Below are 18,923 nucleotides of genomic sequence, written 5' to 3'. Positions count from 1 at the left end.
CTAGGCCTCCCCTTCAAAATAGAATGTCTCATGGCAGGTACAACGAACAAAGTGATTTGGACCTACCTCGTGCATGCTCGGATTCTCTTCATGAGCCTCTGCTCCAATCCACGGAATACGTGGAGCAAAACGGCAACCCTTACGAACCATTTTTGTAATCGGCGGCACAATACCTTCAATAACATGAAGATCGCCTCCTTCGCTACCTGATTGAGGATTTGACTTCAAGAGCGAACGTGTATATGGATGTTTTGGATTGGTAAAGAGTTCTTCTACTGGCGCTACTTCGACAAACTGACCACCGTACATGACAGCCACACGATCAGCAGTCTCTGCAACTACTCCCAAGTCATGGGTAATCAAAATAATACCCGAACCTGTCTCCGCTTGAATATCATTTAAGAGATCCAAGATTTGTGCTTGAATTGTAACATCCAAGGCTGTTGTCGGTTCGTCCGCAATAATAATTGGCGGTTTACAAGACAAGGCCATCGCAATAATGATACGCTGACGCATACCACCTGAAAGCTCATGTGGATACTGTTTAAATGTCCGCTTAGGATTTGGAATACCTACCTGAGCCAAGAGTTCCAAAACTCGCTCTGTACGAGCATTGGCATCCAAATCAGTGTGATAGAATAGCGCCTCATCAATCTGTGCACCAATCGTCATCAATGGATTCAGAGAAGCCAAGGGATCTTGGAAAATCATACCAATATCATTACCACGTACCGTATTGTACTTGGCTTCATCCATGCCAATCAATTCCATATCGTTGTACTGGATGCTTCCTGTGATTTTGGTATTCAACGGGTTATGCAAGCCCATAATGGTCGTTGCCAAAGTTGATTTACCACAACCAGATTCCCCTACAATTGCCAAAATTTCATTTTTTTGCAATGAGATGTCAACACCGTCAACAGCGTCAAAATAATCATCTCCAATACGGAAACCGACGTGTAAATCTTTAATGTCTAAAAGCGGTTTTTCGGTAGCCACGCTTTTTCCTCCTTTATGTGCCAGCTAATCAAGCTCAATCAATTCAATATCCTTACGATTATCAAGTTCATATAATGTTTGATTAACTGACTTTATATAACTACTCTAGAATAACATATTTCTATCAATTATCGTTTGATAGCGGTTACCCAGAAGTAAAAAATGTACGTATATCCAATCATAAATCAAGACCATCCCTATTACTGTCTCAATTAGAAATTGAGTAGGTTAATGTGATCCATCTTGAGTTTTTGTTAGTAGTGACTCATTTTTTGTGTACTGAGTCTACTATACCACAATTATCTGAAAATTCCAATAGCAATCTGAAAAAAGCCAACCAAGTTGGCTTTTTCAAATTCTATTGTCTTCTTGCAGACTATTCTGCTACACCTTTATCAGCTGTAAGTTCGATACCCTCATAAGCAATACCGTTTCCTGAAGCTGAACCATAGTTAGTGTCATAGTTTTTCACACGTTTGTTAAGTGCTGTAACCTTTTCAGATTCAAATGTTGGAATAGCAAATGCTTGTTCGTAAGCATATTTTTGCCAAGCCTTATAGTTCTCAACATTTTTCTTATCGTCAAATGATTCTGTTGAGCTAATTGCATTCAACAATTTAGTGTTTTCATCAGACACGAAGCGTGACATGTTGAAGGCAGCGATAGGACCCCAAGTACCTGTTGGGTTTGGATCATAACCTGTTGACCAACCACCAGCGTACATATCGATAGCAGGATCATTTGCTTGAACAGCTTCGTAGAATGTATTGATTTCAACTGTACGGCCTGTGTACAATTCAACGTTCAAGCCAACTTCTTTCCACCAAGCAATGTACTGTTGTACAAGCGCTTCGTTAGCTTCAGTACGTTTACGAGCAGCAAAGGTAATCTTGAATTCCTTACCGTCTTTGCCTTCACGGATACCATCGCCATCTACGTCTTTGTAACCAGCTTCATCCAAGAGTTTTTTCGCTTTTTCAGGATCGTATGAATAACCTTCCAACTCTGAATCATGAATATCGCCGAAGAATGAGATAATCAATGATTTTGCAGGGTGGTAAAGACCATTGTACAATGACTCACCAGCTGTCTTGGTATCAATCGCATAGGCAATCGCTTGACGAAGTTTCACATCATTCATCTTAGCATTTTTATCCATGACGTTCTTCTCAGCAGACTCGTCATATTTACCAAGGTTGAATGAGATATATTCATAAGCTGAGTCTAACTGACCAACGATATTCAAGTTAGAAGCATCCTTGTATGAATCCAACTGGTCAACAGGCATCTCAGCGATGTCATAGTTACCAGCTTTCATCTCAGAAACGATTGTATCTGGAGATACAATATCAACCTTCAATGAGCTTGTTTTTGGTTGTCCCTTGAAGTAGTATTCGTTTGGTACGTAAGTGATAGACTCACCGTTTACGATTTCCTTGATTTTCCAAGGTCCCATACCAACAAGTTTAGCTGTACGTGAGTACTCGCTCTTTTCCCAGTCTGCAACAGGGATGTCTTTATAGATGTGTTCTGGTTGGATATAGGCTGGGACATCACCACCCGCATACATCATTGAAGGTGACATTTCTTTTACAGTCAATTCTACTGTGTAGTCATCAATTTTCTTAAGACCAGAGATGTCAGAAGCTGTTCCAGCAACAAATTCTTTCATACCTTCAATGTTCAAGAATTTATCATCAAAACGAACACCTGTATAGTCTTTGCTTGCCATTGACTTGATAGTAAAGATGTAGTCATTGATAGTAAATGGCTCACCATCTGACCACTTGTAGTCCTTACCTGTCAAGCTAACTGTAATTTTCTTACCTTCTACATCAAATTCAGCTTTAGCAAGACCAGAATCATCCAACTTACGATCTCCATCGAAACCGAACAGTGAGATATCAACAAAACCACCAAATGTTGAGTCAGTTGTATTTTCAGTCAACTCGTCAATCAAGAGACCTGATGAAGTTGTTGGTGATACCCATGCGTATTTCAACTGAGCATCAGACACTGCTGTTCCATCTTGTTTTACTTCAGATGGGAATGACAATTCCTGTTTTGCTGCACCTGATTGTTTTGAACCACATGCTGCAAGAACAGATGCTGAAAGGAGAGTCACACCTGCAAGTGCAAAAAGTTTCGTTGTCTTTTTCATAAAACACCTCTGTTTTCTTTTTGTTTGACACTTATTACTATGTCTTATAAAAATCATTATATCATAAAATTTTCTTAAATAAAGTCTTTTTGTCAGAAAATTTTGTAAAAACATAATTTTTCAGCATTTTCTCATTTTTTACATATTTTTTCCAAATTTTTCTCACATTTCTTGTGATATAATAGAATAAAATAACAGCCAAAGGAATGATTATGCGTAAATTTTTACTAACACTCACTACAGTTATTGCTCTTTTTTTCACTTCCACACCTATTTTGGCAGAAGATTTTTCTGTTGCAGCCAAGCATGCTATCGCGGTTGAAGTAAGTAGCGGCAAAATCTTGTATGAGCAAGATGCCGAAACCAAAGCAAGCATTGCTTCTATCAGTAAGACATTGAGCATTTACCTGGTCTACGAAGCACTGGCAAAGGGGGAAATCACTTTAGATACTATGGTAGATATTTCTGATTATCCCTATAGCCTCACTTCTAATACAGAATTAAGCAATGTCAACCTAGATGAACGTTCCTATTCAGTAAGAGACCTATTAAACGCTTCTTTAATAACATCATCCAATAGTGCTATTATTGCTCTGGCAGAAAAAATAGCCGGTAGCGAAGCTGCATTCGTGGATCGAATGAAAGCAAAAGTCCAAGAATGGGGAATTACTGACGCAAAGATTGTCAATGTATCCGGACTAGACAATACCGACTTGGGTGAAAATATTTATCCAGGTTCCAGTCCCGAAGATGTAAATATGTTTTCAGCCTTAGATGTTGCTATCATTGCAAGACGATTAATACTCGACTATCCTCAGGTACTTGACATTACCTCACTAAACGCCTACGATTTTGGTGGCTACACTTACTATAGCACCAACCAAATGCTAAGCGATGGTACTCACGCTCGTGGAGGGGTTGACGGCTTAAAAACAGGGACCTCAAACTCAGCAGGTTCAAGTTTTCTTGCAACAACTCAACAAGCTGATATGCGCATTATCACAGTAGTATTGAATGCCACTGATGGGCTGACCTCTCCAGAAAATCGATTTGTCGCGACAAATGATTTGATGAACTATGTTTATTCTAACTTTTCGCTTGTTACGCTAGTAAAAAAAGGGGAAGCTTTTGAAGGTAGTAAGATAAAGGTTTTCAATGGTGAAAAAGAAACAAGTCCTGTTGTTGCGGCAGCAGATTTAACTGTTGTTCAACGAAATCAAACTGATAATGTCCCCACCGCAACTTTCACAACGGATATAAAAGAAATTGATGCTCCCCTCAAAGCAGGGACCTTGGTTGGCAAACTGCAACTGAAAGATCAAGACCTCATTGGAAAAGGTTATATTTCCGAGCAAGCTAGTGTCGATATGATTATCCCTAGCGATATGAAAGAAGCATCCTGGCCTTTCTCTTGGTGGAATCAATTTGTCCGCTATGTCAATGAAAAATTATAAAAAAATAGTATGTCGAACGATTTTCGACATACTATTTTTTTATCGCAGAGTGACATCCGCTACTCCTCTTCTCCTACTTCAGTAGGGAGTTTGACGGGCTCAAACAGCTTTAAAGCTGTTTGAGTCACAAGGTTAGCTGAATTACAAAGAGGAGCGTTGGCATTTCAATGTAGAGTAGCTTTCGCTACTCCTTATCTCCCACCTCGGTTGGAGATTGAGTTGGAGGGAGTTCCTGCGGAACTCCTCACTACATATCATTTTCTTACAGAAAATGACGAGCGTGGAAGGCATGGAATTGTGATAAGGTTATTATGATTACAAAGAAGAGCGACTGCCGTCGCTCCTCATCTACTACTTCCCTTCCTTGGAGAGAGTTCCTGCGGAACTCCTTATTACATATCGCTTCCTTACAGGAAGCGACGTCAGTAGGATAAAAATAGTCTCCCAGACTATTTTTATCCTACTGACCCCTCCATTTCATAGGCAATCAGTCTGTTGAGTTCGACTGCGTATTCCATTGGGAGTTCTTTGGTGAAGGGTTCGACAAAGCCCATGACAATCATCTCTGTGGCTTCGAATTCGGATAGGCCTCGGCTCATGAGGTAGTAGAGCTGTTCTTCTGAGATTTTTGATACTTTAGCTTCGTGTTCGAGGGCCACTTGTGAGTTGTGGATTTCATTAAATGGAATGGTGTCTGATTTGGAAATATCATCCATGATAATGGTGTCACACTCGATGTGGCTGATAGATTTGGCTGAGTTTTTAGCAAAAGTGACTTGACCACGGTAGTTAACTTCTCCACCGCCTCGGGCAATGGATTTGGATACGATAGAAGATGAAGTCCGTGGTGCATTGTGGATCATCTTGGCTCCGGTATCTTGGACCTGACCTTTGTTGGCAAAGGCAATGGACAACATAGTCCCTCGAGCTCCTTCACCCTCCAAGTAAACCGCAGGGTATTTCATGGTCGTCTTAGCACCAAGGTTTCCGTCAATCCACTCAACTGTGGCATTTTTCTCGGCACGGGCACGTTTGGTTACCAGGTTATAAACGTTATCTGACCAGTTTTGAATAGTGGTGTAACGCATATAGGCACCTTCGTGGGCAATGATTTCCACAATGGCAGCGTGGAGGCTGGCCGTTGAGTAAGTCGGAGCGGTACAGCCTTCTACGTAGTGAACGCTTGCTCCTTCATCCACGATGATGAGGGTGCGTTCAAACTGACCTGTTCCCTCGTTGTTGATACGGAAATAGGTTTGGAGTGGAATATCCAACTTAACGCCTTTTGGTACATAGATGAAGGTCCCACCTGACCAAACCGCTGAGTTGAGGGCAGCTAGTTTATTGTCTGATGGCGGAACGAGTTTTCCAAAGTACTTTTTGAAGAGTTCTGGGTGTTCCTTGAGGGCCGTGTCGGTATCTGTAAAGATGATACCGTGCTTGTCGTACTCTTCCTTCATGTTGTGGTAGACCACTTCTGATTCGTACTGGGCAGAAGCTCCTGCCAGGTAAGCACGCTCAGCTTCTGGAATACCGATGCGTTCAAAGGTTTCCTTGATTTTGTCTGGCACATCGTCCCAGCTACGTGCTGGCTTATCCGACGGTTTTTGATAGTAAACAATATCATCAAAATCCAGTTCAGACAAGTCGGCTCCCCAGGTCTGCATAGGCATTTTCTTAAAGGTTTCGTAGGATTTCAAACGGAATTCCAACATCCATTCAGGCTCGCCTTTGATACGGGACATTTCACGAATGACTTCTTCGCTCAAGCCCTTACCAGTCGAAGCCACCAGTTCCACGTTTTCATCATGGAAACCGAATTTGTATTCCCCAAGGTCAATCGGGGTTGGTTCAATTCTTTCTTCTGACATAATATAAGATACTAAGCCCAAAAAGTATGAAAATAACAGTTACGCTCTCTTAAATACTTGCTGGGCCTGTTCAATTTCAATTCCAATCAGAAACTGAACAATCCTTTCTGTATGATTTTCGTTTTTTGTTTATTCGATGGTGCTCAGTCAGCACTTTCACTATGTTCGATTGCTTTCTTCAAGACACTAAACTTGGTTGGGACTAAAGTCCCTAACCAAGTAACGCAAGGTTCTAATCAACCTTGCTAAGTGGCTTACTAATTCGCTGATTTTGGTATTGTCGACCAAAATCGCTCATGTCGCTGTCCCCCTTCATTCAGCACTGTCACTGCGTTCTAGTGCTTTCTTCAGGGCATTCCATGGAAGTGTAGCACACTTGATACGTTGAGGGAATTTGGCAACGCCTGCGAGAAGTGAGGCGTCTCCCAGTTCCTTCTGACGTGTGTCTTCTTGTCCCTGGACCATTTGTGAGAAGATTTCTGCCAGTTCTTGAATCTGACTGATTTCTTTACCAAGGACAGCCTCGGTCATCATGGAAGCCGACGCGGTTGAAATGGTACACCCAACTCCGTCAAAAGCGATGTCGGCAATCCGACCATTTTCAATCTTGACTGACAATTCAATCACATCGCCGCAGGTTGGGTTGTGGAGTTCTAGCTTTTCCACCCCATCCAAACTTCCGCGATGACGAGGCGACTTGGAGTGTTCAGACACAACTGCCATATAAAGAGAATCTAATCTAGATAGGGCCATTGAAAAACTCCTTTGTCTTGATGATTGCCTCAACCAACTTATCACAGTCGGCCTTGGTATTGTAGATGTAAAAACTTGCTCGCACGGTGGCTGGCACCTGCAAATATCTGAGAAGCGGTTGGGCACAATGGTGGCCAGCCCGCACAGCAACACCTTCATAGTCCAGAGCAGTTGCCACGTCATGTGGATGCAAGTCGTCCAAGTTAAAGGCGATAACTCCCGTCCGCTTGGACAGGTCCTGACTACCATAAATGGTCAAGCCTGGAATAGCCTGCAATTTTGGAAAGACATAGTCAGCCAGTTCCGCCTCGTGGGCCTGGATAGCGTCCATGCCAATTTCCGTTAGGTAATCAATGGCTGCTCCCAGACCAATGGCACCTGCAATGTTGGGCGTTCCTGCTTCAAACTTCCAAGGTAATTCTTTCCAAGTGGCTGACTGCTCATAGACAAAATCAATCATCTCGCCGCCGAATTCAACAGGCGACATGAGATTGAGCAATTCTTCCTTGCCGTAGAGAATGCCAATTCCTGTTGGACCTAACATCTTATGACCTGAAAAGGCATAGAAGTCCACGTCTAATTCTTGCACGTTGACGGCCATGTGGGGAACTGACTGGGCTCCGTCCACCACCAAGTAGGCACCGACTTGATGCACCAGCTCTGCTATTTCCCCAATAGGAGCCACGCTGCCTAGGACATTGGATACGTGTGCTAGGGAGACAAACTTGGTCTTAGAAGACAGTAGCGACCGCAGGTGGTCCATGTCTAGCTCGCCGTCTTTTAGGGTCACATAGCAGAGCTTAGCACCTGTTTGCTGACAGGCTTGCTGCCAAGGGATGATATTGGAGTGGTGCTCTTGAACCGAGATGATCACTTCCTGGTCTGGCTGGAGAATTTCCTTTGCAAACTGAGCCACCCAGTTAAGACCGGTTGTCGTTCCTCTGGTAAAGAGGATTTCCTTGCTAGACTTGGCCTGGATAAAATCAGCCACCTTCTGCCGAGCCGCCTCATAGCGAGCCGTTGCCCGTTCCGAAAGGGTGTGAACGCCACGGTGAACATTGGCATTATCCTTCTGGTAATAATCCGCCAGCACATCTAGTACCTGCTGCGGTTTTTGAGTGGTCGCCGCATTGTCCAAATAGACCAGCGGCTCATCGTTAACAACTTGGTCTAGGATTGAAAAATCCTTGCGAATGCGTTCCAAATCCATATCTTATCTCTTTGTTAGTTTTTCTTCAATCACGGCAATCAACTGGTCACGAACTTCCTTGACAGGAATTTCGGTAATGACTGCGCCAAGGAAACCGCGAACAACCAAGCGTTCAGCAGTTGCTCGGTCCAGACCGCGACTCATGAGGTAGTACATATCTTCTGGGTCAACCTGACCGATTGAGGCTGCGTGTCCGGCTGTGACCTCGTTCTCATCGATAAGGAGAATTGGGTTGGCATCGGAGCGAGCCTTGTCAGACAGCATGAGGACACGGCTTTCTTGCTGGGCATCTGCACCTTTAGCACCACGAACAATGTGTCCGATACCATTGAAGGTCAAGGTTCCGCTTTCTAAGATAACCCCATGTTGCAGGATGTGTCCGACCGAATTATGACCATAGTTGGTCACGCGGGTGTCAACACCTTGGACCTGACGACCAGATGAAAGGCCGACAACTTTGAGGTTAGCATGACTGCCGTTTCCTTTCAATTCGCTGTCCAAATCGGCAACCACATTTCCTTCGTTGAGCAGACCAATCGCCCAGTCAATCGTTGCATCGTTTCCGAGATAGCCACGACGGTTGAGGTAGGTATCCAAATGCTTACCAAGGCGGTCAATGGCCGCAAACTTGATTTGGCTACCAGCAAGAGCAATTACTTCTACAACAATATTGGCTGAAGTCACTGCTGCTCCGTCGCCTAAACTTTCAAAACGCTCCAGGTAATTAAGCTTGGCATTTTTTCCAGCGATGATGAGGACACGTTTGTTAAAGGCAACTGAACTAGTGCTGTCTTGGTAGAAAAGGGCCTCAACTGGCTGGTCGATTTCAACATTATCTGGTACGTAGAGGACAGCTGTTGCGTTAAAATAAGCTGTGTTGTAAGCCGCTAACTTGTGCTCGTCGTAGGCTACGGCAGCGCCGATGTATTTTTCAAGCACATCTGGAATGATGTCCATAGCCGATGCGAAGTCTGTAAAGACTACACCCTTCTCTACAAGGTCAACCGGCAACTGCTCTAGAACAGTTTGGCTGCCAACCTGTACCAACATAGGATTGTCACCGATAGCAGTAAAATCTGGAACAGCCCCGATTTCATCATTTGTGGCTAGGCTTCCGTCACCCAAATTCCAACGATGAAACTTGACCCGCTCGATAACCGGCAAGTCCAGCTCTGCTATTTTGTCAAAAGCCTTAAGACGCAGGTCTGTCAACCAAGTTGGTTCTGCCTGTAAGGCTGAAAATTCTTGAATTTTTTCTTTGGTCATAGCTTCCTCCAAAGACTTAAATGTCATCTTCTTTGTAGTCAATGCCAAGCTCAGCTGCAACTTGGACATAACCTTCTTTTTCCAAGCGTTGCGCCAATTCTGGTCCGCCTGAAAGCACGACACGGCCTTCCATCATGACATGGACAACGTCTGGTGTGATGTAGTTGAGCAAGCGTTGGTAGTGGGTGATAATCATGGCACCGAAGCCTTCACCACGCATAGCATTAATTCCTTTTGACACGACTTTAAGCGCATCAATGTCCAATCCTGAGTCAATCTCATCAAGAAGGGCAAAGGTTGGCTCCAACATGAGCAGTTGCAAAATCTCATTGCGTTTTTTCTCACCGCCTGAGAAGCCTTCATTGAGGTAGCGCTCTGCCATTTCCTCTTTCATGTTGAGGAGTTCCATTTTTTCATCCAACTTGGTAATGAAATCGCGGACAGAAATCTTGTCCTCATCTTCCTTACCAGCATTCATAGCAGCCCGAAGGAATTCTGCATTGGTGATGCCTGGAATTTCTGACGGGTATTGCATAGCCAAGAAGAGTCCCATACGGGCACGTTCATCGACTTCTAATTCTAAAATATTGACACCGTCAAACAGAATTTCACCTTGGGTCACTTCATAACTTGGATTGCCCATGATGGCTGCTGAAAGGGTGGATTTCCCTGTTCCGTTCGGTCCCATGATGGCTGCAATTTCACCTGTTTTAAGGGTCAAATTCACACCCTTCAAGATTTCTTTGCCTTCAATTTCCACATGAAGGTCTTTGATTTCTAATACTGACATGCTGTGCTCCTTTTCATTTTTGTCCTCTTCAAAAACCACATTAACTGACCAAGCAAACTAGATACACCGATAAGACTCAACTTTGGCAATAGGAAAGAACCCGACCATTCATAGAAGAGTTCGTCAACAAGTCTTTATTTCTAGTTGTTGAGCTGAAACAGTCTATTCCCAGACTGTTTCACTCCACTGGGCTGTTAACCACTACTGCGCTGAGATATTGACGCCAACTTTGAGAAGCGGTGCGGGGCTTGAGCCCAGCCTCTTTTCTTGTTAATGATGATTTTCAGTGAGTGTTAATCTATAAAATAGTCTTTTCTGACAATTTTAATTAACCATATCCACTATATTATATCAAAAAAAGAGCCTGACGGCTCTTATCTTGTTTAGAAAGATTCTTATTTTCTTTTTTTCTCTTCGTAGCACTTTTTATACTTTGCGATTTTTTCTTGACGGTAACTGCTATTACCAATAAAACGAAGAAGATTGAGCAACGGAGTTCTATTGACACCAAAGATGCCAATCAATTCACAGAGAATCTCAATCCCCAGTCCCATGGTCACCAATAGGAGAATACCCCCTATTCGACTCGAAACATTGAGCAAAAGAGAGGTCAGGGAGAATAAGAAAGAGATGGCGTAAATCACCAATACTGTGCCACGATGAGTAAGTCCCAGAGAGAGCAAGCGATGATGCAGATGCATCTTATCTGCTTCATAGATTTTTTGCCCAGACAATTTTCGACGAATGATAGCTACTACAGTATCCGTAATAGGCACTCCAAGAATAATCATCGGAGTAACCACTGCAACAGCTGTCGAATTTTTCAGTCCTTGAAGCGACAAGACTCCAATCATAAACCCAATGAAAAGGGCTCCTGTATCGCCAAGATAAATGATGGCGGGATTATAGTTATAGGGTAAAAATCCTACAATCGCCGCAACCAAAACAAAGATGGTTAAGGTCAAAAAAATATTGCTATCATGCAAAAAGAAATAAGACACAATTCCCATCGTTGTCAAGGAAATAATCGATACTCCCGAAACCAGACCATCCAGACCATCAATCAAGTTGACTGCATTCGTAATGGAAACAATCCAAAGGACCGTTAATAGAAAAGAGAGCCAGACAGGAAATTGAAGGAAAGGTCCTCCAAAAGGAATCTTAAAGCTATCAAAACGAAATTCCGTAAAAATCCAAATGATCGTCGCTGCAGCTAGAATACCAAACATTTTAGGAGCAGGCTTTAGCTCCTTGACATCATCAATGAATCCCGTAAGAACGATAATGCTGGATGCTAGGACCAGGGGCCAGATATAATGCAAGTAAGTGCCATGGTAATTGACACGGGTAACAATTCCTGGTAAAAACCATAGGACAGAAATGGTAAACGCCACAAAGATGGCCAGCCCTCCCGCTGAAGGCATGGGCACCTTATTTATCCGCCGTGCATTTGGATTATCGACTGCTCCAACCCTCAGGGACATAAAACGAACCAAGGGGGTCGCAATGGCTGATATGATCATGGTTGTAATAATGACCATTATGTATTTTAGAGCAAAAGGAATCATACTGTCGGAACCTTCCTAAGCTCCTCGATTGCCGCAAGCGGAAGCATCAAAGTTCCGTGTTCTTGTAAAGCAGGTCTGGTCAACTTCGTATCATTGGTAAATTCCAACATTCGTGAGAGAATGTAGCCTGGATACTGCTTGGAACGATTTTCTACATTGATAAGAACGGTCAAGTAGTAGTGACCATCCATTTTATATAATTCCGATTCTTCTACTGGATAATCAACCGTACCAACAAAAGTAAACAGATCCTCTATCGTTGGAAATTCCAAGATATAGTAAATATAGCGCTCCTGCTCCTCTTCATCTGCTTCTTCCTCTTGCTCTACCTCTTCCAAATGACGAACGGCTGTTGCATCCGGTGCACTTTTCTCACGAACGGTTTGCTCCAAACTCTTGAAAAACTCATCTGGAGTCATACTTGCGACATCACCAAGTTCCGACAAATCTGTAAATTCATCGAAATTCAAGCTCTGATCCAAATCAGACTTGGTAACAAAGATGTCCACCCGATCTGGCTTCGGAGTCACACGAAAACTCAGCATACCGCTTTCTCGGAAAGTCATTGGTAAATCCAATTCATCCAAAACAGTATAGAAGAACTCCTCTGTCTTTTCTTGCGGAATGAGAAAGTCCGAAAGTTCCATTCCTCTCTCTTCCAAATCATCTAATTTTATAGTGATTTTCAAGGTTGAATCACTAATTTGCTTTACTTTCATAACTACCTCATTCATTGATTCATCAATTTCTTAAAATTGATTGATCATTTTCAATACTCATACATATCTTCCACCATTATACTAAAACCAAGCTCGAAAGACAAAAGAAAAGCAGGTCTCCCTGCTCTTAAAATAAAAATGTGATAAAGGCATAAACCAATAAAATCGCACCTAAAATGATACGGTAGTAACCAAAAACTGTGAAATCATGTTTTTTAACAAAGTCTGTCAAGAAACGAATAACAACTAAGGATACCAAGTAAGCCGTCACACTAGCGACTAACAAGAGCCATACCTGCTCCATATTCAGGCTATTGCCATCTAAGAAATATTTAACAGCCTTCAAGCCACTATAACCAAACATGGTTGGAATCCCAAGGAAGAAGGTAAAATCTGCCGCCACAGATCGGCTGGTCCCCAAAATGATCGCTCCCAGAATGGTCGCACCTGAGCGACTAGTCCCCGGAACGATACTTAAGACCTGGAAACACCCAATCAACAAGGCAGTTTTATAAGACATTTTCGCTAAGTCCGTCACCTGTGGCTCTACACCTCTGTTACGGTTCTCAATCCAAATAAAGGCAATACCGTAGACAATCAAAGCAATCGCAATCGGTACCATAAAATTGAAGTGCGCTTCAAACCAATTATCCAACGGGACTGCAATTAGGATGGACGGAATACAGGCAATGACAACCTTGGCCCATAATTGCCAAGTCAATTGAATATCACGCTTGGTTTTTCCAGACTGGAATGGATTCAATTTTTTAAAGTAAATAGTCATAACTGCTAGAATTGCTCCTAGCTGAATGACAATATTAAACATTTCTAGGAAGTTCTTACTTTGGTTTAATTTCACGAACTCTTGAACCAAAATTAAATGCCCAGTTGAAGAAACTGGCAACCATTCCGTTACCCCTTCAATGATTCCTAAAAATATAGCCTTCAACAATTCCAATAGCATAAAAAGCTCCTTTTCATCAATTCTCTACATTATATCATAAAAAAACTCCCTATTCAATAGTACAAGGATATTGAAATTTGTCAGAATTTTTAATAAAATGGTGTAATAGCATTTTAAAGGAGACATTATGAAACGTAAACTCAGTATATTTCTGCTGATCCTAATCGCTGTTTTTTCTGTAACAACAGGGGTTCGGGCAGACGAATACCTGCGGGTCGGTATGGAAGCCGCCTACGCACCATTTAACTGGACCCAAGAAGATGATAGCAACGGTGCTGTTCCTATTGAGGGAACCAATCAATTTGCCAACGGATATGATGTTCAGGTTGCAAAAAAAATCGCTGCATCCATGGACAAAGAACTCTTGGTTGTTAAAACCAAGTGGGAAGGGTTGGTCCCTGCTCTTACATCGGGTAAAATCGATATGATTATCGCCGGTATGAGCCCGACAGAAGAGCGCAAGAAAGAAATCGCCTTCTCAGATAGCTACTACACTTCAATTCCTACCCTGGTTGTTCGTTCTGATAGTCAGTACGCAAACGCAACCAGCTTGGCAGATTTTGCTGGCGCAAAAATCACTGCCCAGCAAGGGGTTTACCTCTATGATTTGATTGACCAAATTGAAGGGGCTAACAAACAGACTGCCATGGGAGATTTCTCCCAAATCCGTCAAGCTTTAGAATCTGGCATTATAGACGCCTATGTTTCTGAACGTCCAGAAGGTCGTACAGCAGAAGCTGCAAATAAAGCTTTCAAAATGGTTGAATTGTCAGACAGTTTTGAAACCAATGCCGAAGACGTGACCATCGCTGTCGGTATGCGCAAAGATGACGCTCGTATCACTCAGGTCAACGAAGTCTTAGCAACTATTTCAGAAGAAGAGCAAATCGCACTTATGGATGATATGATTGAAAACCAACCCGTTGAAGAAGCCAGCGAGGGCGAAACACCTAGTTTCTTCGCCCAAGTTTGGAATATTGTTGTTAACAACTGGCAACAACTTCTGCGCGGAACTGGGATGACATTACTCATTTCCATCCTCGGTACAATTATCGGTACTGCTATCGGTCTCCTCATTGGTGTCTTCCGTACAGCTCCAAAAGCAGCAAACAAGGCACTTGCTATTGGTCAAAAAGTGCTCGGTTGGATTATCAATATCTACATCGAAATTTTCCGTGGTACGCCGATGATCGTACAATCCATGGTTATTTACTATGGTACCGCCCAAGCATTCGGACTCAATCTTGACCGCACACTTGCCGCTATCTTCATTGTATCCATCAACACAGGTGCCTACATGAGTGAGATTGTCCGCGGTGGTATCTTTGCCGTCGATAAGGGCCAATTTGAAGCTGCGACTGCTCTCGGATTTACCCATAATCAGACCATGCGTAAGATTGTCCTTCCACAGGTTATTCGTAACATCTTACCAGCGACTGGTAATGAATTTGTCATCAATATCAAAGATACTTCTGTATTGAACGTTATCTCAGTTGTTGAACTCTATTTCTCAGGAAATACTGTCGCAACCCAAACCTATCAATATTTCCAAACCTTTACGGTTATTGCTATTATCTACTTCATTCTAACCTTTACTGTGACACGTATCTTACGCGCAGTTGAAAAACATTTTGATACAGATACATACACAACAGGTGCAAACCAAATGCAAGTCGAGGTGCCACATGACTAAAAATGTAATTCTTGAAATCAAAAATCTAAAGAAATCATACGGACAAAATCAAGTCCTCAAAGACATCTCTATTAGCGTTGAAAAGGGCGAGGTTATCTCAATCATCGGTTCATCTGGTTCAGGAAAATCAACCTTCCTCCGATCTATCAACCTTTTGGAAACACCAACTGAAGGACAGATTCTATACCACGGACAAGATGTTTTGGCTAAAGGATATGATTTGACGACTTACCGTGAAAAACTAGGTATGGTATTCCAATCCTTCAACCTTTTCAACAATCTAAATGTATTGGAAAATGCCATTGTAGCACAAACTACGGTACTGAAACGAGATCGAGCTGAGGCAGAAAAAATCGCCAAGGAAAACCTCAACAAGGTTGGCATGACCGAACAGTACTGGCAAGCCAAACCAAGTCAACTCTCTGGTGGACAGAAACAACGTGTGGCCATTGCACGCGCCCTATCTGTTGACCCAGAAGTTATCCTCTTTGATGAGCCGACTTCTGCTCTCGATCCAGAGATGGTTGGGGAAGTTCTTAAAACCATGCAAGATTTGGCAAAATCAGGATTGACGATGCTTATCGTAACTCACGAAATGGAATTTGCCCGTGACGTATCTGACCGCGTTATCTTTATGGATAAGGGTGTCATCGCCGAAGAAGGCAGCCCACAGCAAATCTTTGAAAATCCACAAGAAGAACGTACACGTGAATTCCTTCAGCGTTTTCTTGGATAAACTCAATCTGTTCCATAGAAGACTATTACTTACCAGTTTCAAAGCTGGTAAGTTTTTTTATACAAAAAAAGAGGAATCGCAAAATTCCTCTTTTTGGACATCTCTAAATGAAACCATTTAGATTAGTTTTCAAATTTCTTGTGGTTTTTGTCGTAAAAATCAATCAGACCCAAGGCAGTTGCAAATGAAATATTGTCAATCTTAGCGCGACCTTGTGCAAGAGCGATAACTGACATTTCACGAGCATTTGTTTCCTTACTGATACGGTAACCTGTGATTTTCTTTTCACGAACCCAGCCGACAACAGCGGCTACTTTTTCGTAACTAGTCATTAGAAACCCCTTTCTTTTTTATTCGTGCAATTTAGTATAATATGTTTTAACCTATTTTGTCAAGTAAAATGTTCGCTTTTTACCATCATTTTGCCCTAAGAGATGATAGTATTTGCGTCCTTATGTCTTCGATCCCCTCCGGATTCCCCGGAAGGAAGATAGTTTGATTACCTCCTTGTGCAAAATTATTGAGAGTATCCAAGTATTGGTTGGTCAGCAAGATAGACATAATCTGCTCTTCAGATAGGCTAACATTTGATTCTTTCAGTTCACGAATCGAATCTGCCAGTCCGTCTACAATCGCCTTACGTTGTTGCGCAATACCTACACCATGCAAGCGATCCTTTTCAGCTTCCGCTTCTGCTGCTGTGACAATTTTAATCTTGTCAGCTTCTGCCAATTCCTGGGCCGCAACCCGTTTCCGCTGAGCTGCGTTAATTTCATTCATAGATTGTTTAACCTCGGCGTCTGGCTCTACCTTGGTAATTAAGGTTTTGACAATAACATAACCGTAGGTTGACATTTCTTCTGCTACTTGTTTTTGTACCTCAAGTGCAATCTCATCCTTTTTCTCGAAGAGCTCATCCAGGGTCAATTTAGGTACAGATGAACGCAGGGCATCTTCAATATAGGACTTAATCTGTGCTTCTGGGTGCATGAGCTTGTAATAGGCATCCGTCACATTATTTTCATTTACTCGATATTGAGTTGCCACATTCATTGTGACAAAAACATTATCCTGCGTCTTGGTTTCTACCACAATTTCACTTTGCAACATCCGCAATTGAATGCGGGCTGCGATGACATCAACTCCAAATGGTATTTTAAAGTTAATACCTGAAGTAGATGTTTTTTGGTATTTCCCAAAACGCTCAATAATAGCGACCGTCTGCTGCTTGACAACGTATAGCCCTGAAGCAATCAAAATCAAAGCAATCAGTACAAAGAACAAGAAACTACCAATAAAAACAATTGGACCAAGCACCATAATGACCTCCTAAACTAGCATTTTATAAAGCGAATCATTTTCATGAAGATTGATGTACTGGGGATCAAACTCTTCCAAGCGAGAAATAAACTGCGTATAATCTGTTTTATCTCCTAGGGCAATACCGATTAGAACCGGCCCTGTTCCCTTATTGGCACGTTTGATATATTCAAAACGAGTAATATCATCATTTGGCCCTAGAATATCATTTACAAATTCACGAAGAGCCCCTGGACGTTGTGGAAAATTAACAACAAAGTAGTGTTTAATTCCCTCGTAGATAAGCGCACGTTCCTCCATTTCCGGCATCCTGTTGATGTCGTTATTACCACCAGAAATGATACAACAAATGGTTTGCCCCTTGATTTGGTCCTTGACTACCTCAAGAGCTGCAATCGTTGCTGCTCCTGCTGGCTCAGCAACAATACCCAGCTTAGAATAGAGGTCTAAAATAGTCCCAGAAATCCATCCTTCATCCACACCAATCAGGCGATCTACGTATTTCCGAGCCACTTCGTAGGTCGACTTACCAACTTTCTGTACCGCAATACCGTCAGCAAATTTATCAATTTGGTCTAATTTAACCGGACGACCTTTATCAAAAGCCGCTTTCATTGACCGTGCCCCACTTGCTTCAACACCAACAATCTTAATTTCAGGTGCATGTTCTTTCAGATAGGCCGAAACGCCTGCAACCAGACCACCTCCTCCTATGGGAACTAAAATTTGGTCAAAACTAATGGTTTGCTCTTCCGCTTCTTCCAAGATTTCATAGGCTACTGTTCCCTGACCAGCCTGCACATTTTCATCATCGAATGGGTCTATAAAGGTTTTCCCACTTTCCTGAGTATAATCTTGTGCCGCCTTGGCTGACTCATCGAAGGTATCTCCTACGAGCCGAATCTCTACGTAGTCTCCTCCGAAAAATTTAACCTGCCCTATTTTTTGTTGCGGAGTTGTAATGGGCATGAAAATCGTAGCAGGAATTTGCATTTCCTGACAGGTATAGGCCACACCTTGAGCATGGTTTCCGGCCGAAGCACAGACCACTCCGCGTGACTTCTCATCATCTGTCAATTGTGAAATAGCATAATAGGCTCCTCGAATTTTAAAAGAGCGAACACGCTGTTCATTTTCTCTTTTTAAATAAATAGTTGCACCATATTTTTCCGACAAGTATCGACTATAATCCAAGGGGGTACGTACTACCACGCGCTTAAGAACGGAGTATGCTTGTTCTACATTTTTTGCTGTAATCATAGTTCCATTAATTTCTTTCTATATTTATTGTACCAATATTCCCTGAAAAATCCTAGCAATTAGACTTATATTCAAGCTACTAGCATGTTATTCAACAGAAAACGAATGTTTAATTTTATAAAAATCTATTTATGAACAAAATGGGCAAAAGAGCTGGGA

The 18,923-nt window shown here is 42.4% G+C and carries 16 protein-coding genes; 3 read left to right on the top strand and 13 right to left on the bottom strand.

The features are described 5' to 3' along the window. Complete coding sequence (locus K5Q22_RS00925) at positions 1 to 999, bottom strand: ABC transporter ATP-binding protein (protein ID WP_002942324.1); 999 nt, start codon at positions 997 to 999, stop codon at positions 1 to 3. Between the two features lie 376 nt (positions 1,000 to 1,375). Continuing rightward, complete coding sequence (locus K5Q22_RS00920) at positions 1,376 to 3,160, bottom strand: oligopeptide ABC transporter substrate-binding protein (RefSeq protein WP_205013376.1); 1,785 nt, start codon at positions 3,158 to 3,160, stop codon at positions 1,376 to 1,378. A 212-nt stretch (positions 3,161 to 3,372) separates the two neighbouring features. Between K5Q22_RS00920 and pbp3 the strand changes: the two genes are divergently transcribed. Further along, positions 3,373 to 4,614 (top strand): D-alanyl-D-alanine carboxypeptidase PBP3, encoded by a 1,242-nt coding sequence (gene pbp3, locus K5Q22_RS00915; RefSeq protein WP_205013377.1) that lies wholly within the window; start codon positions 3,373 to 3,375, stop codon positions 4,612 to 4,614. A gap of 455 nt (positions 4,615 to 5,069) precedes the next feature. On the opposite strand, the gene sufB is transcribed toward pbp3, so the two are convergent. The 8 genes from sufB to K5Q22_RS00875 form a co-directional block, all read right to left on the bottom strand. Then, entirely contained in the window at positions 5,070 to 6,485 is a 1,416-nt protein-coding gene (sufB, locus tag K5Q22_RS00910) for a Fe-S cluster assembly protein SufB (protein ID WP_205013378.1), read from the bottom strand. A gap of 312 nt (positions 6,486 to 6,797) precedes the next feature. Beyond that, positions 6,798 to 7,238: a Fe-S cluster assembly sulfur transfer protein SufU gene (gene sufU / locus K5Q22_RS00905; protein WP_105151095.1), complete on the bottom strand. Its 441-nt coding sequence runs from the start codon at positions 7,236 to 7,238 to the stop codon at positions 6,798 to 6,800. Further along, positions 7,225 to 8,448, bottom strand: coding sequence for a cysteine desulfurase (locus tag K5Q22_RS00900; protein WP_205013379.1), 1,224 nt, complete (start codon positions 8,446 to 8,448; stop codon positions 7,225 to 7,227). The genes sufU and K5Q22_RS00900 overlap by 14 nt, the downstream gene beginning before the upstream one ends. Positions 8,449 to 8,451: 3 nt before the next feature. Continuing rightward, entirely contained in the window at positions 8,452 to 9,714 is a 1,263-nt protein-coding gene (sufD, locus tag K5Q22_RS00895; protein WP_205013380.1) for a Fe-S cluster assembly protein SufD, read from the bottom strand. 16 nt (positions 9,715 to 9,730) lie between these two features. Next, complete coding sequence (gene sufC / locus K5Q22_RS00890; protein ID WP_002938165.1) at positions 9,731 to 10,504, bottom strand: Fe-S cluster assembly ATPase SufC; 774 nt, start codon at positions 10,502 to 10,504, stop codon at positions 9,731 to 9,733. A 395-nt stretch (positions 10,505 to 10,899) separates the two neighbouring features. After that, a complete protein-coding gene (locus K5Q22_RS00885) occupies positions 10,900 to 12,072 on the bottom strand; it encodes an MraY family glycosyltransferase (protein WP_205013381.1) in 1,173 nt (390 codons plus the stop codon). Then, positions 12,069 to 12,791, bottom strand: coding sequence for an adaptor protein MecA (gene mecA, locus K5Q22_RS00880; RefSeq protein ID WP_002938171.1), 723 nt, complete (start codon positions 12,789 to 12,791; stop codon positions 12,069 to 12,071). Before mecA ends, K5Q22_RS00885 begins: the two co-directional genes overlap by 4 nt. 127 nt (positions 12,792 to 12,918) lie before the next feature. Continuing rightward, positions 12,919 to 13,755, bottom strand: a complete 837-nt coding sequence (locus tag K5Q22_RS00875) for an undecaprenyl-diphosphate phosphatase (protein WP_205013382.1) — start codon at positions 13,753 to 13,755, stop codon at positions 12,919 to 12,921. 127 nt (positions 13,756 to 13,882) lie between these two features. On the opposite strand from K5Q22_RS00875, the gene K5Q22_RS00870 reads away from it, so the two are divergent. Both K5Q22_RS00870 and K5Q22_RS00865 read left to right on the top strand, forming a co-directional pair. Then, entirely contained in the window at positions 13,883 to 15,448 is a 1,566-nt protein-coding gene (locus K5Q22_RS00870) for an ABC transporter substrate-binding protein/permease (RefSeq protein ID WP_205013383.1), read from the top strand. After that, the gene (locus tag K5Q22_RS00865; RefSeq protein ID WP_012775335.1) at positions 15,441 to 16,184 is read left to right on the top strand and encodes an amino acid ABC transporter ATP-binding protein; all 744 of its coding nucleotides are present in this window, start codon (positions 15,441 to 15,443) and stop codon (positions 16,182 to 16,184) included. Before K5Q22_RS00870 ends, K5Q22_RS00865 begins: the two co-directional genes overlap by 8 nt. Positions 16,185 to 16,306: 122 nt before the next feature. Here the strand turns inward: K5Q22_RS00865 and K5Q22_RS00860 are convergent, their stop codons facing one another. The 3 genes from K5Q22_RS00860 to ilvA all read right to left on the bottom strand — a co-directional run bounded on the left by K5Q22_RS00860 (position 16,307) and on the right by ilvA (position 18,764). Continuing rightward, the gene (locus K5Q22_RS00860) at positions 16,307 to 16,516 is read right to left on the bottom strand and encodes a hypothetical protein (RefSeq protein WP_009910800.1); all 210 of its coding nucleotides are present in this window, start codon (positions 16,514 to 16,516) and stop codon (positions 16,307 to 16,309) included. Between the two features lie 85 nt (positions 16,517 to 16,601). Next, positions 16,602 to 17,504: an SPFH domain-containing protein gene (locus K5Q22_RS00855; protein WP_205013384.1), complete on the bottom strand. Its 903-nt coding sequence runs from the start codon at positions 17,502 to 17,504 to the stop codon at positions 16,602 to 16,604. Between the two features lie 9 nt (positions 17,505 to 17,513). Then, positions 17,514 to 18,764 (bottom strand): threonine ammonia-lyase IlvA, encoded by a 1,251-nt coding sequence (ilvA, locus tag K5Q22_RS00850; RefSeq protein WP_002937416.1) that lies wholly within the window; start codon positions 18,762 to 18,764, stop codon positions 17,514 to 17,516. Positions 18,765 to 18,923: the final 159 nt, after the last annotated feature.

This window comes from Streptococcus sp. 2018162 (genome assembly GCF_019754175.1).
GTDB lineage: Bacteria > Bacillota > Bacilli > Lactobacillales > Streptococcaceae > Streptococcus > Streptococcus hashimotonensis.
Note: the sequence above shows the minus strand (reverse complement) of the source record. Positions and strands in the feature narration are given on the sequence as shown.

What these genes read in the sequence shown, in the direction of transcription:
- sufB (WP_205013378.1), bottom strand. Translation starts at nt 6,485, where the DNA reads ATGTCAGAAGAAAGAATTGAACCAACCCCGATTGACCTTGGGGAATAC.
- K5Q22_RS00865 (WP_012775335.1), top strand. Translation starts at nt 15,441, where the DNA reads ATGACTAAAAATGTAATTCTTGAAATCAAAAATCTAAAGAAATCATAC.
- K5Q22_RS00920 (WP_205013376.1), bottom strand. Translation starts at nt 3,160, where the DNA reads ATGAAAAAGACAACGAAACTTTTTGCACTTGCAGGTGTGACTCTCCTT.
- pbp3 (WP_205013377.1), top strand. Translation starts at nt 3,373, where the DNA reads ATGCGTAAATTTTTACTAACACTCACTACAGTTATTGCTCTTTTTTTC.
- mecA (WP_002938171.1), bottom strand. Translation starts at nt 12,791, where the DNA reads ATGAAAGTAAAGCAAATTAGTGATTCAACCTTGAAAATCACTATAAAA.
- K5Q22_RS00870 (WP_205013383.1), top strand. Translation starts at nt 13,883, where the DNA reads ATGAAACGTAAACTCAGTATATTTCTGCTGATCCTAATCGCTGTTTTT.
- K5Q22_RS00900 (WP_205013379.1), bottom strand. Translation starts at nt 8,448, where the DNA reads ATGGATTTGGAACGCATTCGCAAGGATTTTTCAATCCTAGACCAAGTT.
- K5Q22_RS00875 (WP_205013382.1), bottom strand. Translation starts at nt 13,755, where the DNA reads ATGCTATTGGAATTGTTGAAGGCTATATTTTTAGGAATCATTGAAGGG.
- K5Q22_RS00885 (WP_205013381.1), bottom strand. Translation starts at nt 12,072, where the DNA reads ATGATTCCTTTTGCTCTAAAATACATAATGGTCATTATTACAACCATG.
- sufU (WP_105151095.1), bottom strand. Translation starts at nt 7,238, where the DNA reads ATGGCCCTATCTAGATTAGATTCTCTTTATATGGCAGTTGTGTCTGAA.
- K5Q22_RS00855 (WP_205013384.1), bottom strand. Translation starts at nt 17,504, where the DNA reads ATGGTGCTTGGTCCAATTGTTTTTATTGGTAGTTTCTTGTTCTTTGTA.
- sufC (WP_002938165.1), bottom strand. Translation starts at nt 10,504, where the DNA reads ATGTCAGTATTAGAAATCAAAGACCTTCATGTGGAAATTGAAGGCAAA.
- K5Q22_RS00860 (WP_009910800.1), bottom strand. Translation starts at nt 16,516, where the DNA reads ATGACTAGTTACGAAAAAGTAGCCGCTGTTGTCGGCTGGGTTCGTGAA.
- ilvA (WP_002937416.1), bottom strand. Translation starts at nt 18,764, where the DNA reads ATGATTACAGCAAAAAATGTAGAACAAGCATACTCCGTTCTTAAGCGC.
- sufD (WP_205013380.1), bottom strand. Translation starts at nt 9,714, where the DNA reads ATGACCAAAGAAAAAATTCAAGAATTTTCAGCCTTACAGGCAGAACCA.